Annotated in this window: 11 protein-coding genes; 9 read left to right on the top strand and 2 right to left on the bottom strand. The window is 69.1% G+C overall.

Annotated elements, in window-relative coordinates:
* Positions 1-17: 17 nt before the first annotated feature.
* The 3 genes from RV986_RS13965 (at position 18) to RV986_RS13955 (ending at position 3,912) form a co-directional block, all read left to right on the top strand.
* Entirely contained in the window at positions 18-905 is an 888-nt protein-coding gene (locus RV986_RS13965; RefSeq protein WP_475917707.1) for a FadR/GntR family transcriptional regulator, read from the top strand.
* A 473-nt stretch (positions 906-1,378) separates the two neighbouring features.
* Positions 1,379-2,914 (top strand): RNA polymerase sigma factor, encoded by a 1,536-nt coding sequence (locus tag RV986_RS13960; protein ID WP_475917706.1) that lies wholly within the window; start codon positions 1,379-1,381, stop codon positions 2,912-2,914.
* A 179-nt stretch (positions 2,915-3,093) separates the two neighbouring features.
* Entirely contained in the window at positions 3,094-3,912 is an 819-nt protein-coding gene (locus RV986_RS13955) for a S1 family serine peptidase (protein WP_475917705.1), read from the top strand.
* 757 nt (positions 3,913-4,669) lie between these two features.
* On the opposite strand, the gene RV986_RS13950 is transcribed toward RV986_RS13955, so the two are convergent.
* A complete protein-coding gene (locus tag RV986_RS13950) occupies positions 4,670-4,900 on the bottom strand; it encodes a DUF7455 domain-containing protein (RefSeq protein WP_075030622.1) in 231 nt (76 codons plus the stop codon).
* Between the two features lie 440 nt (positions 4,901-5,340).
* Between RV986_RS13950 and RV986_RS13945 the strand changes: the two genes are divergently transcribed.
* The 6 genes from RV986_RS13945 to RV986_RS13920 all read left to right on the top strand — a co-directional run bounded on the left by RV986_RS13945 (position 5,341) and on the right by RV986_RS13920 (position 12,447).
* Positions 5,341-7,464 carry a DNA gyrase/topoisomerase IV subunit B gene (locus RV986_RS13945; protein ID WP_475917704.1) on the top strand — a complete coding sequence of 708 codons (2,124 nt, stop codon included), beginning with the start codon at positions 5,341-5,343 and terminating at the stop codon, positions 7,462-7,464.
* A 442-nt stretch (positions 7,465-7,906) separates the two neighbouring features.
* Positions 7,907-8,431: a DUF1453 domain-containing protein gene (locus RV986_RS13940; protein WP_475917703.1), complete on the top strand. Its 525-nt coding sequence runs from the start codon at positions 7,907-7,909 to the stop codon at positions 8,429-8,431.
* Positions 8,428-9,579, top strand: a complete 1,152-nt coding sequence (locus RV986_RS13935; RefSeq protein ID WP_475917702.1) for a sensor histidine kinase — start codon at positions 8,428-8,430, stop codon at positions 9,577-9,579. The genes RV986_RS13940 and RV986_RS13935 overlap by 4 nt, the downstream gene beginning before the upstream one ends.
* The gene (locus tag RV986_RS13930) at positions 9,576-10,265 is read left to right on the top strand and encodes a response regulator transcription factor (protein WP_475917701.1); all 690 of its coding nucleotides are present in this window, start codon (positions 9,576-9,578) and stop codon (positions 10,263-10,265) included. Before RV986_RS13935 ends, RV986_RS13930 begins: the two co-directional genes overlap by 4 nt.
* 104 nt (positions 10,266-10,369) lie before the next feature.
* The gene (locus RV986_RS13925; RefSeq protein ID WP_475917700.1) at positions 10,370-10,858 is read left to right on the top strand and encodes a DUF485 domain-containing protein; all 489 of its coding nucleotides are present in this window, start codon (positions 10,370-10,372) and stop codon (positions 10,856-10,858) included.
* Positions 10,855-12,447: a solute symporter family protein gene (locus tag RV986_RS13920; RefSeq protein WP_475917699.1), complete on the top strand. Its 1,593-nt coding sequence runs from the start codon at positions 10,855-10,857 to the stop codon at positions 12,445-12,447. The genes RV986_RS13925 and RV986_RS13920 overlap by 4 nt, the downstream gene beginning before the upstream one ends.
* Before the next feature lie 125 nt (positions 12,448-12,572).
* On the opposite strand, the gene RV986_RS13915 is transcribed toward RV986_RS13920, so the two are convergent.
* On the bottom strand, positions 12,573-13,265 hold the full coding sequence (locus tag RV986_RS13915; RefSeq protein WP_475917698.1) for a response regulator: 693 nt from the start codon (positions 13,263-13,265) through the stop codon (positions 12,573-12,575).
* Positions 13,266-13,363: the final 98 nt, after the last annotated feature.

Here is a 13,363-nt window from a genome sequence, read left to right as displayed (position 1 = left end):
GCGCCGACAAATGATCCGTGAGTACCCTTGCGCACACCATGATGACCGCCGCCCGCTCCGCAGACTCCGGCCTGACCGGCCCGGGCGAAATCGACCGCTACCCCTATGCCGAGGCCCCCGGTGCCGAACGCGTCGGTGCCTCCGCGTGGGAGAACGCCGAGCCGGAACTGGGCCGTGTGGGCCGACGAGCCGCGGGCAGTCGCGGACGCGGGCTGCACGGCCAACTCGTCCAGCAGCTCGGCCAGATGATCGTCTCCGGCGACCTCGGCGCGGACCGTCCGCTCGTCCCCGAGGAGATCGGACAGCGGTTCGAGGTCTCTCGCACCGTCGTCCGCGAATCGCTCCGCGTCCTGGAGGCGAAGGGGCTGGTCAGCGCACGCCCCAATGTCGGTACGCGCGTGCGGCCCGTCAGTGACTGGAACCTCCTCGACCCGGACATCATCGAATGGCGGGCCTTCGGGCCGCAGCGCGACGACCAGCGGCGTGAGCTGAGCGAGCTGCGCTGGACGATCGAGCCGCTCGCCGCGCGCCTCGCCGCCGGGCATGGGCGCGAGGAGGTCCAGCAGCGTCTCGGCGACATGGTCGAGATCATGGGACACGCCCTGGCGCAGGGTGACTCGCTCACCTTCTCGCGGGCCGACGCGGAGTTCCACTCGATGCTCATCCAGGTCGCCGGCAATCGCATGCTGGAGCACCTTTCCGGAATCGTCTCGGCCGCGCTCCAGGTGTCCGGTGGCCCTGTCACCGGTTGTGACCGGGCGACCGAAGCCTCGCTGGCGCACCACGGCCGGATCGTCGACGCTCTGGCAGCCGCCGACGGCGCGGCGGCCGAGGCGGCCATGCGGCAGCTGCTCACCGTCCATCCCGAGGTGGAGCGCGTGGTGCCCGCGCCGCGCGAGCACTGACCGCGCCCCGAGGGCGGCGTGGTCGAGGGGCGTGTGCCCTCTCGTGGCATCGCTTGGCCGGCGAACCATCTCCCGCCGGACCCCGTCGGATCCCTCTGGGACCCGGCGGGGTCCGGCGATGTGATGAGGCGATGAGCGCGTCTGGTGAAGTGATGAGCCCGTCGGGTGAGGTGATGAACCCATCGGTTTGAGGGGATGAGTCCATCAACTGACCTCATCTGACCGTGTCTGGCAGCTTTTGGGTGCTTACGGGGTGTGACTCGGGCCACGCAGATTGGGCGTAACGCTCCGCGGAACTGCGCGATGACCTAAGAGGTGACAGCCGAGGAGGGAATACAGACGCCGCTTACGGCGCTGTGATTCTTCCCGGCCCTCGCCCGCGCCGTCGGCCCATCCCCAAGTCGGCGGTCGTCGGCTCCTGTCCATAGAGGACGGGGCCGGAAGCCGTTTTCCAACGTTCCGAGAGGTTGTTCGTGTCGGCCAGCACATCCCGTACGCTCCCGCCGGAGATCGCCGAGTCCGTCTCTGTCATGGCGCTCATCGAGCGGGGAAAGGCTGAGGGGCAGATCGCCGGCGATGACGTGCGTCGGGCCTTCGAAGCTGACCAGATTCCGGCCACTCAGTGGAAGAACGTACTGCGCAGCCTCAACCAGATCCTCGAGGAAGAGGGTGTGACGCTGATGGTCAGTGCCGCGGAGCCCAAGCGCACCCGAAAGAGCGTCGCAGCGAAGAGTCCGGCCAAGCGCACCGCCACCAAGACGGTCGCGGCGAAGACGGTGACCGCCAAGAAGGCCACCGCCACCGCCGCCCCGGCAGTGCCCGTCGCCGACGACCCGGCTGAGGACGCGTCCGCCAAGAAGGTCGCTGCCAAGAAGACGGTCGCCAAGAAGGCCGTCGCGAAGAAGACGGTCGCCAAGAAGACGGCGGCCAAGAAGACCACCTCCAAGAAGGACGACGTCGAGCTGATCGACGACGAGGCCGTCGAGGAGACCCCGGGCAAGCCCGGTGCGGAGGAGCCCGCCGAGGACGGCGCCCAGGGCTTCGTGCTGTCCGACGAGGACGAGGACGACGCGCCCGCGCAGCAGGTCGCCGCGGCAGGTGCCACCGCCGACCCGGTCAAGGACTACCTGAAGCAGATCGGCAAGGTCCCCCTGCTCAATGCCGAGCAGGAGGTGGAGCTCGCCAAGCGCATCGAGGCGGGCCTCTTCGCCGAGGACAAGCTGGCCAACGCCGACAAGCTCGCTCCGAAGCTCAAGCGCGAGCTGGAGATCATCGCCGAGGACGGTCGCCGCGCCAAGAACCACCTCCTGGAGGCGAACCTCCGTCTGGTGGTCTCCCTGGCCAAGCGCTACACCGGCCGCGGCATGCTCTTCCTGGACCTCATCCAGGAGGGCAACCTCGGTCTGATCCGCGCGGTGGAGAAGTTCGATTACACCAAGGGCTACAAGTTCTCCACGTACGCCACCTGGTGGATCCGTCAGGCGATCACCCGAGCGATGGCCGACCAGGCCCGCACCATCCGTATCCCGGTGCACATGGTCGAGGTCATCAACAAGCTCGCGCGCGTGCAGCGCCAGATGCTCCAGGACCTGGGCCGTGAGCCCACCCCGGAGGAGCTGGCCAAGGAACTCGACATGACCCCGGAGAAGGTCATCGAGGTCCAGAAGTACGGCCGCGAGCCCATCTCGCTGCACACCCCGCTGGGCGAGGACGGTGACAGCGAGTTCGGTGACCTCATCGAGGACTCCGAAGCCGTCGTCCCGGCCGACGCGGTCAGCTTCACGCTCCTCCAGGAGCAGCTGCACTCCGTCCTCGACACCCTGTCCGAGCGCGAGGCGGGCGTTGTCTCGATGCGCTTCGGTCTCACCGACGGTCAGCCGAAGACCCTCGACGAGATCGGCAAGGTGTACGGGGTCACGCGTGAGCGGATCCGCCAGATCGAGTCCAAGACGATGTCGAAGCTGCGTCACCCGTCGCGCTCGCAGGTACTGCGCGACTACCTCGACTAGATCTCGGATCTCGTAGATCTCGTCGGCCCGTAGATCTCGGTCGTACGGTCGTTGCCGAGGGCCCGACTCCCGCTGGGGAGCCGGGCCCTCGGCATGTGTGCGCGGTGTGTGGGTGTGCGCGGCGCCGCCCATTGGATCACTCTGGGTGTTCCATGACCATCCCAGAGTGAGGAACGCGCATGCGCCGTCCTTTCGCACCAGCGGTGGCCCTCGTGGCCGCAGCGGCCCTGATATCGCTGGCGTCCCCTGCCCCGGCGGCAACCGACGGCGTCGTCGTCGGGGGCTATCCGGTCGACATCGCTCAGAGTCCGTGGACGGTGGCCCTGTCCAGCCGTGACCGGTTCGGAGGTACGCGAGCGGGGCAGTTCTGCGGCGGCGTGGTGATCGGCCCGTCGCAGGTACTGACCGCCGCCCACTGCCTGAGTCCCGTGGTGCTGGGGGCGCCACCGCAGCAGGTTGCCGACTTGAAGGTCATCGCGGACCGTACCGATCTGCTGTCCGGCAAGGGCGAGGAGATCGCGGTGCGCGACACCTGGGTCAACCCGGAGTACGACGCCGTCACCAACGCCGGCGACTTCGCCGTGCTCACCCTCGCCTCCCCGCTGCCCGAGAGCTCGGTCATCCGTATGGCGCCCTCCGGGGACGCCGCGTACGCGCCCGGTACGGCAGCCGTGGTCTACGGGTGGGGCGATACGACGGGCGGCGGCGACTACGCGCACAGTCTGCGGGGTGCGTCCGTGAAGGTGCTGTCCGACACCATCTGCGGGCAGGCGTATCCGGGCAGTGCGGACGGAACCTATCGGGCCGCCTCCATGCTGTGTGCCGGAGAGATCGCGGGCGGGCGGGACGCCTGTCAGGGGGACAGCGGTGGCCCGCTGGTCGCCCAGGGGCGGCTGATCGGCCTTGTGTCCTGGGGCCGCGGCTGCGGGGAGCCGGGAAGCCCCGGGGTGTACACGCGGGTCTCGGAGGTCGCCAGGACGCTGGGGCAGCGCCGCTGAGGGTACGGGGCGCCGACGCACGCCGGGCGATACGGAGCCGCGGCCGCTCAGGGCGCCCACGGACGCGATACGGATCGTGGGTGCGGGGCTTCGGCGGACGCGACACGGATCGCGGGTGTATGTCTCCAGCGGTGAGGAAGGGGTCCGAGGAGTGGGACGCGAGCTCTGCGAAAGGGGCCCCGGCGGTGGGTGCCTGGGGTCTGGAGAGGGGCCCTGCGGCGGGGGTGCCTGGGGCCTTTTGGGAAGGGGGCGGCGCGTGCCTGGGGCCTGTTGCGCGATGTCCGGGCCGAGACGGGGATCTGGGGCCTGCGGGAGCGCCCTCAACCGTGGGGTGCGGGAGTCCTGCGGAAGGAGTCCGGACGCGAGCGCACAGGGCCTCTGGAAGCGGTCCGAGCCGTGAGTGCGTGGCAGTCCACGGAAGCGGTACGGATCGGGAGGGTGCGGTTCCCACGGGCAGGGGGCAATCCGCCGCAGGTGCCTGGGCCCCGCGGACGGGGTCCGAGCTGGGGGTGCGTCCTTCGGGAGCGGTCCGGGCCGGGGTTGCACGGAGCACCGCGCAGCGATCTTGATTCGCGAACGCACGGCTCTTACCGGGAGCGGTTCGGGCGCGGGTCCGTGGGCCCACGGACGTGATCCGTGGGGCCGGCGCGGGGAGCCGCGCGGAGGCCCTACGCATACGGGCGGCCACCCCCAGTAGCAGGGGTGGCCGCCCGTACACCGGCCTATGCCGGAGCTGGCTCGTCGTTGATGCGAAGTGTCAGCGCTCTTCGTCGTTGGACGTCGCCGGGACCGACGTCAGTCGCTCCGTCTCGTCCTGTATCTCAGCGGCGATCTTCTTGAGTTCCGGCTCGAACTTGCGTCCGTGGTGGGCGCAAAAGAGCAGTTCACCGCCGCTGAGGAGGACGACGCGCAGATATGCCTGGGCGCCGCAACGGTCGCAGCGGTCAGCGGCCGTCAGCGGGCTCGCGGGGGTCAGAACAGTAGTCACGTCGCCTCTTCTCTAGCTCGACGAGCTGTCGTACCAGGGTCAACATCCAACCAGGCCGAAAACGTTCCCGCTCGTGGCTTTTCCTCGAAAAATTCTTCCGGGGCGGCTGTCTGCTGCCGGGTGGCGGCGAATGAGCCGTATTACATGTCTTTGTGTCTTACGGGTTCGCGCTGTCTATCAGGGTCAGTCCTCCCCGGCTGGCTTGCCGGTTGTTCAAGAGGACGTGCCCGGAGCCTAAATGGTTCATGCGCGGAAGGGAACGTGATATGTACTTCACTCCATCGAGGGATCGAACATCCATACGACCCTGGACTAGTCTGAGTTCATGCGAGGGTGGCGTTACAACGGCTCTACCAGGCCTCGGTACCCTCTGAGCGGTGACCGAAGCCGGCCCCTTACCCAACAGGGCCCCATCTGAAATTCAGCGAGGAGCGAACCGCGTGACCGCCGACACGTCCGTGCCGTCCACAGCGTTGCTGACCGGAGCAGACCGGGACGGTTCCAACTACACCGCGCGGCACCTGCTCGTCCTCGAAGGGCTCGAGGCCGTGCGCAAGCGCCCGGGCATGTACATCGGCTCGACCGACAGCCGCGGTCTGATGCACTGCCTGTGGGAGATCATCGACAACTCCGTGGACGAGGCCCTGGGGGGTTACTGCGACCACATCGAGGTGATCCTGCACGACGACGCCTCGGTGGAGGTGCGGGACAACGGCCGCGGCATCCCGGTCGACGTGGAGCCCAAGACCGGTCTCTCCGGTGTCGAGGTCGTGATGACCAAGCTGCACGCCGGCGGCAAGTTCGGCGGTGGCTCGTACGCGGCCTCCGGCGGTCTGCACGGCGTGGGCGCCTCCGTGGTGAACGCGCTCTCCGCCCGCCTGGACGTCGAGGTGGACCGCGGCGGCCACACCCACGCGGTGAGCTTCCGCCGCGGCACCCCGGGGGCTTTCAAGGCGGACGGCCCTGATGCTGCCTTCGACGCCACGAGTGGGCTGCGCAAGCTCAAGCGGATCCCCAAGACCCGCACCGGCACACGCGTCCGGTACTGGGCCGACCGCCAGATCTTCCTCAAGGACGCCAAGCTCTCCCTGGACCACCTGCACCAGCGTGCCCGCCAGACCGCGTTCCTGGTGCCCGGCCTGACCATCGTCGTCCGTGACGAGTACGGGCTCGGGGAGGGCGGAAGCAAGGGCGAGGAGTCCTTCCGCTTCGACGGCGGTATCAGCGAGTTCTGCGAGTACCTGGCTGGCGACAAGCCTGTCTGTGACGTCCTCCGCTTCTCCGGTCAGGGCATTTTCAAGGAGACCGTCCCGGTCCTGGACGAGCACGGGCAGATGACGCCCACCGAGGTCACCCGCGAGCTCGGCGTCGACGTGGCGCTGCGCTGGGGCACCGGCTACGACGCGACCCTCAAGTCGTTCGTGAACATCATCGCCACGCCCAAGGGCGGCACCCATGTCGCGGGCTTCGAGCAGGCGATCGCCAAGACCATGAACGAGGTGCTGCGAGCCAAGAAGCTGCTGCGCGTCGCCGAGGACGACATCGTCAAGGACGACGCCCTGGAGGGCATGACCGCCGTCATCACCGTGCGCCTCGCGGAGCCGCAGTTCGAGGGCCAGACCAAGGAGGTCCTCGGCACCTCGGCGGCCCGCCGCATCGTGACCAACGTGGTCTCCAAGGAACTCAAGGCGTTCCTGACCTCCACGAAGCGCGACGCGGCGGCGCAGGCGCGGGTCGTCATGGAGAAGGCCGTCGCCGCCGCGCGTACGCGGATCGCGGCCCGCCAGCACAAGGACGCACAGCGCCGGAAGACGGCCCTGGAGTCCTCCTCGCTGCCCGCCAAGCTCGCCGACTGCCGCAGCGACGACGTCGAGCGCAGCGAGCTCTTCATCGTCGAGGGAGACTCCGCGCTCGGCACCGCCAAGCTGGCCCGGAACTCCGAGTTCCAGGCGCTGCTGCCGATCCGGGGCAAGATCCTCAACGTTCAGAAGGCGTCCGTCACGGACATGCTCAAGAACGCCGAGTGCGGTGCGATCATCCAGGTCATAGGAGCCGGGTCCGGACGTACGTTCGACATTGACGCGGCGCGTTACGGGAAGATCATCCTGCTGGTCGACGCCGATGTCGACGGCGCGCACATCCGGATTCTGCTGCTGACGCTGTTCCAGCGGTACATGCGGCCGATGGTCGAGGCGGGGCGGGTGTTCGCGGCGGTGCCGCCGCTGCACCGCATCGAGCTCAGCCAGCCCAAGAAGGGCCAGGACAAGTACGTCTACACGTACTCGGACCGTGAGCTGCGCGAGACGCTGCTTGAGCTGCAGCGCAAGAACGTGCGCTACAAGGACTCGATCCAGCGCTACAAGGGTCTGGGCGAGATGGATGCCGATCAGCTGGCCGAGACGACGATGGACCCGCGATACCGGACGCTGCGGCGGATCAACATCTTGGACCTGGAAGCGTCCGAGCAGGTGTTTGATTTGCTGATGGGTAACGATGTGGCTCCTCGCAAGGAGTTCATCTCCAGCTCCGCGGCGACGTTGGACAGGTCGCGCATCGACGCGTAGGCGCTGCGCCGGTGGGGGCGCGTGGGGCCGGTGGGTGGGTCTGGGTCCTGCCGGTGCGTCGAGCCCCTCGCCGGTGGATCAGCCGGTGGACCAGACATGAGGTGGGCGAGGGAGCCGCTGTCGGATCCGGGCGTATGCGACGGGCTTGCGACGCACCGGCACGGCCCCTTCGGTGGGTGGCCGGGTGCGGGCGGTGGGGGCTTGTCGCGTGGTTCCCCGCGCTCGGGGGTGATTTGTGCACGGTCGGTGATCTGCATCTTCAGCTCGGTGGCGGGCGGGTGGTGCCGCCGGACTCCACCCGTGGGTGGAGGGCCGGGGCGGTTGCGGATCCACCCACGATCCACCCTGGCTCCGATCTGCTGACCTGCCGATTTCCGTAGCGTCGAAGGCGTCGACAGCACTCGCTGTCGGCAACCGCTCTTCCTCGCCCACGGAGGTCCTGATGTCCGGGCTTGTCAATGCCTTGGTGATCCTCGCTGTTGTCGCTCTGGTCGTCGTGCGCCAGTTCCGTACGCGCAGGATCAGCATGGACAGGCGCTGGTGGATCGTGCCGGCCGTCCTGGCCGTGATCGCTCTGCGGGAGCCGGGCCTGATCGACACCCACCATCGGACCGAGGCGATTCTGCTGTTGGGGGCAGAGCTGTTCATCGGGCTGGCCATGGGAGCCGCCTGGGGGTGGACGACACGGATATGGGCGGAGCCGGACGGCACGGTGTGGAGCAAGAGCACCAGGGCCGGCGCGGCCGTCTGGGGCGTGGGCATAGCCATGCGTCTGGGACTGTTCGGCATCGGCACCCTGCTCGGCGTCCATCAGGACAGTTCGGCCGTGCTGCTCGCCCTCGCGGCCACTCTGCTGGTCCGCTCCGGGCTCCTGACCTGGCGTTCGCAGTCCCTGCACCCGGCCGTCGCGCGGGTGACGGCGTACGGTGACGACGTGCCTCAGGGCTCGTGGAAGGAGCGCGTGTGACGGAGAACGCGTGGAAGCGCTGGCCCTCCCGCGAGGCGCTGTCCCGAGCGGGAGTGGTCAAGCCCAGGCGCGCGCTCGCCTGGGCCGCACGCCTCTTCGGCCTGGGTCTGCTCCTGTGGACGACCTTCACGAGCGGTCATCTGGGCGCCTGGAAGATCGCGGCGGGCGTTCTGGGGATCCTCGTCTGCGGGCTGGCGGCATGGGCCTTCTGGCGGACCACGCTCGAACACCGTCTGCTGCCCTCGCTGGCGCTGCTCGCACTGCTGCTCGCGATCGCGACCGTGGGAGTGAACACGGGCTTCCGGGTACCGGCCATCGTCCTGTGGTGCGGGTGCGCCGTCGGCGCCATGGAGAGGCTGCCCCTCGCGGCGGCACTGTCCGCCACCTCCGTGGCTCTGAGCGCGTACGCGGCCGTCAACAACGATGTCTGGCTGACGACAGCCGCCACAGCCACGGGGCTCGCCCTGGCCGGGTATGTGCTGCGCCTCGACGCGGAGGCCCGCGGCAGCGCCCAGCGACTGCTCGCCCAGGAGCGTGCGGCACGGGTGGCCGAGGCGGAGTCGGCGGCGCTCGCGGAGCGGGCCAGGATCGCGCGGGAGATCCACGACGTCCTGGCGCACAGTCTCTCGGCGCAGATGGTGCACCTGGAGGCGGCCCGGCTGCTGATCGAGCGGGGCGCCGACCGGGAGAAGATCCTCGAACGGGTCGTGGCGGCACGCGGGATGGCCCGGGAGGGGCTTGCCGAGACCCGGCAGGCGCTCTCCGCCCTGCGGGGCGAGATGTCCCCGGTGGAGGACTTCCTGGGCGAGCTGGTCGCCGGGGCCGACGGAGCCGACATCACCGTCACGGGTGAACGTCAGCCACTGCCGGCCGAGGCCTCTCAGGCGGTGCGCAGGGTCGCGCAGGAAGCTCTGACGAACGTCCGCAAGCATGCGCCGGGCGCAAAGGTCCACGTACGGCTGGAGTACGGAGAGCACGAAGTGACGCTGGGCGTACGGGACTCGGGGGGACCACCGGGCGAGCTCAGCGGCGCGGGCGCCGGGTACGGTCTGTTGGGCATGCGGGAGCGTGCCGAATTGCTGGGCGGTTCGTTGGAGGCCGGGCCGGACGAGGAGGGGTTCGTGGTGACGCTGAAGGTGCCCGTATGACGGCGGAGAAGCCCAGAAAGCCGGCCCGGGTCGTGGTGGCGGACGACCAGACCGTGGTGCGCGAGGGCATTGTGATGCTGCTGGGCCTGCTGCCCGGGATCGAGGTCGTGGGTGCGGCCGGGGACGGTCACGAGGCCGTGGCGCTCGTGGCCGAGCTTGCCCCGGACGTCGTGCTGATGGACCTGCGCATGCCCCGCTGTGACGGTGTCGAGGCGACCCGGCGTATCCGCGCCGAGTACCCGGGGACCCAGGTTGTCGTGCTCACCACCTACGCGGACGACGAGTCGCTGTTCCCCGCGATCAGAGCGGGAGCCCGTGGTTATCTCACCAAGGACGCGGGCGGCGATGAGATCGTGCGCGCGGTGGAGAGTGTGCTGTCCGGGGAGGCGGGGCTGTCGCCGAGCATTCAAAGACGGTTGCTGGAGCGACTGTCGGAGCCGGAGCGGGAGCGTGTGTCCGAGGCGCCGGTGGAGGCGCCCGATGGGCTCACCACGCGCGAGACCGAGGTGTTGCTGCTGATCGCCGACGGCCTCACCAATCAGGAGATCGCCCGCAAGCTGCATGTCTCCACCGCCACCGTGAAGACCCACATCAACAACCTCTTCGCCAAGACGGGGCTCAAGGACCGTGCTCAAGCCGTGCGTTACGCCTATGGGAAGGGTCTCGTACGGCCACCCGCGGGCTGAGTCACCTGATGGGGTGAAGACCACGGAGAGAAGAGTCCGGGATCTTCCCGATCTGCCCATCCTTGGGCACGCGGCCGAAACGGGTCGCGGACAAGGAGAGTTCGGTGGAGAAGCACGACGGTCGCGACACCGGGGAGGTCGGGTTCGACGATCCCTGGTACGACGCGCTCGCCTCCGGCTGGGGTGAGTTGGACGGCACGGGAGCCCCCGCTCCCGCTGTGCCGTCAGCGCGCCCGGAGCACGAGGGCCGCAGGGGTGGGACGGCCGACGTCTATCTGGAGGTGCAGCGCAGCGCGGCCTTCCAGGAGGTGCGCAGCCGGTACCGGAGGTTTGTGGTCCCGGGCGTCGCCGTGTTCTTCACCTGGTACGTGGGCTATGTGGTGACCGCGACGACGGCACCCGGGTTCATGGCCCGGCCCGTCGCGGGCGCCGTGAACGTGGCGATGGTGGCGGGACTCGGGCAGTTCCTCACCACGTTCCTGTTCACCTGGGCGTACGCCCGGCATGCGCGGCTGCGCAGGGACCGGGCCGCGCTCGATCTGCGCTGGGACACCCAGGAGCTGACGCGGAACCTCAGAGGTGGTGAGCGGTGACCGGCAACCATCAGACGCTGGCGCTGCTGCTGTTCAGCGCGTTCGTGGCGGTGACGCTGGCGATCACGACGTGGGTGAGTCGCAACCGGCATGGTTCGGCCGAGGAGTTCTATGTCGGCGGGCGGCTGTTCTCGCCGATGGAGAATGGTTTTGCCATTTCCGGCGACTACATGTCGGCGGCGTCCTTCCTGGGGGTCACCGGGCTCATCTCGCTCTACGGCTACGACGGGCTGCTGTATGTCGTGGGGTTTCTCGTCGCCTGGCTCGTCGTTCTGTTCCTGGTCGCGGAGCTGGTGCGCAACTGCGGGCGGTTCACCCTCGCCGATGTCGTCGCGGCCCGGATGAGTGAGCGGCCGGTGCGGATCGCGGCGGGAACTTCCTCGGTGACCGTGTCCGTTCTGTATCTGGTGGCGCAGATGGTGGGTGCGGGCAGCCTGGTCGCGCTGTTGCTGGGAGGTTCGAGCGAGGCGGCGCGGAGCTGGACGGTGATCGGCGTCGGCGCGCTCATGGTGATCTATGTGTCGCTGGGCGGGATGCGGGCCACCACATGGATTCAGATCGTCAAGGCGGTCTTGTTGCTGGGGGGCACCATCGCCCTGACCGCGCTCGTCCTGGTGCGGTTTCACGGGGATGTCAATCAGTTGCTGCGTTCGGCGGCGGAGCGCAGCGGGCACGGCGACGCGTTTCTCGCGCCCGGGCTGAAGTACGGCGGGGACTGGACGGCGCGCCTCGACTTCATCAGCCTGGGCCTCGCATTGGTGCTCGGCACGGCCGGGCTGCCGCACATCCTGTCGCGCTTCTACACCGTGCCGACAGCGCGGGCGGCGCGGCGCTCGGTGGTCTGGGCGGTCGGGCTCATCGGGGGCTTCTACCTGATGACGATCGTGCTGGGGTTCGGAGCGGCGGCGATCGTCGGTCCGGAGGCGGTGCGCGGTTCGAACGCGGCGGGGAACACGGCGGTTCCGCTGCTCGCGCTCGATCTCGGCGGCGGTGCGAACTCAGCCGGAGGAACGGTTCTCTTTGCCGTCGTCGCAGCCATCGCCTTCGCCACGATCCTCGCGGTCGTCGCCGGGATCACCCTGGCGTCCTCGGCGTCCGTGGCCCACGACCTCTACGCCTCACTGCGTCGCCGGCATGCCAAGCCCCGTAGCGAGGTCGCCGTGGCGCGTTCCGCGGCGGTGGGCATCGGAGTGGTCGCGATCGCGCTCGGGCTGCTGGCACGCGACCTCAACGTGGCCTTTCTGGTGGGCCTGGCCTTCGCGGTCGCCGCGTCCGCGAACCTGCCGGTGCTGTTGTACTCGCTGTTCTGGCGGGATTTCACGACGCGCGGCGCCGTGTGGGCCGTATACGGCGGGCTGGTGCCCGCGCTGCTGCTCGTCCTGCTGTCTCCAGTGGTGTCGGGAAGCCCCGAATCGCTGTTCCCGAGCGTGGACTTCCAGTACTTTCCGCTGCAGAACCCCGGCCTGGTGTCGATTCCGCTCGGCTTCCTCGCGGGCTGGCTGGGCACGGTCACCTCGGTGGAGCCGCCGGACGAGGCCAAGCACGCGGAGACCGAGGTGCGGTCGTTGACGGGTGCCGGAGCGGTCTGAGGACGCCGCCGACGAGCGCCTGTGGGTGCGCCCGGTCGAGGGGGCGCCGAGGAGGGTTTGGGTGTCTGCGGCGACGTACCTCGTGTGTCGGTCGGAGGGCCATGGGCCTGGCGTAGGGCAGAGGCTCAAGGTGCCACCCACGCGTACCGGTGTTCCGGTCTGCCCGTGTCGCCGTACTTGAGCGACAGACGCAGCCGTCCCGCCTGTTCGAGGTGGCGCAGATAGCGCTGGGCGGTGGAGCGGCTGAGGCCTGTCTCGGCGGCCACCTCGTGGGCCGACAGCGGGTGGCCCGCGCGGTGGAGAACGCCACAGATCAGGTCTGTGGTGGGCTCCGAGTGTCCGCTGGGCAGCCCCGGGGACGAGGGCACGGGCGTGGTGCGCAGGGCGCCGAATATCCGGTCGACCTGCTCCTGGCCCGCGACGCCGCGCCCGCCCACCCGGTCGACGGTGCGTCGCAGGGCGGCGTACGAATCGAGACGGGTGCGCAGCGCGGCGAAGGTGAACGGCTTGACCAGATAGTGCAGGGCACCCAGACGCATCGCCGCCTGCACGGTGACGACATCACTGGCCGCGGTGATCATGATGACGTCGGTGCCGTGGCCGCGTTCGCGCATGCGATGGACCAGTTCGAGGCCGGTCTGGTCGGGCAGATAGTGGTCGAGCAGTACCAGGTCGACGGGCGCGCGCTCCACGGCGGCCAGGGCCTGGGCGGCGCTGTGCGCGCGGGCGGCCACCCGGAACCCGGGAACCTTCCCCACGTACCTCGCGTTGATCTCAGCGACGCGGAAGTCGTCGTCCACGACCAGGACGTCAATCATCGGGCCTCTTTCTCTCAAGGCCTGGCGAGCGTTAAGCCCGTGTTTCGGCTCCGCTGTTGTAGCGCGAGCAAAACGAGCACAACAGACTCTTGCAAGCA

This window comes from Streptomyces sp. RLA012 (assembly GCF_056270325.1).
Note: the sequence above shows the minus strand (reverse complement) of the source record. Positions and strands in the feature narration are given on the sequence as shown.

Excerpts from the sequence above, each read along its gene's own strand:
- RV986_RS13955 (WP_475917705.1), top strand. The coding sequence starts at position 3,094 with ATGCGCCGTCCTTTCGCACCAGCGGTGGCCCTCGTGGCCGCAGCGGCC.
- RV986_RS13940 (WP_475917703.1), top strand. The coding sequence starts at position 7,907 with ATGTCCGGGCTTGTCAATGCCTTGGTGATCCTCGCTGTTGTCGCTCTG.
- RV986_RS13930 (WP_475917701.1), top strand. The coding sequence starts at position 9,576 with ATGACGGCGGAGAAGCCCAGAAAGCCGGCCCGGGTCGTGGTGGCGGAC.
- RV986_RS13915 (WP_475917698.1), bottom strand. The coding sequence starts at position 13,265 with ATGATTGACGTCCTGGTCGTGGACGACGACTTCCGCGTCGCTGAGATC.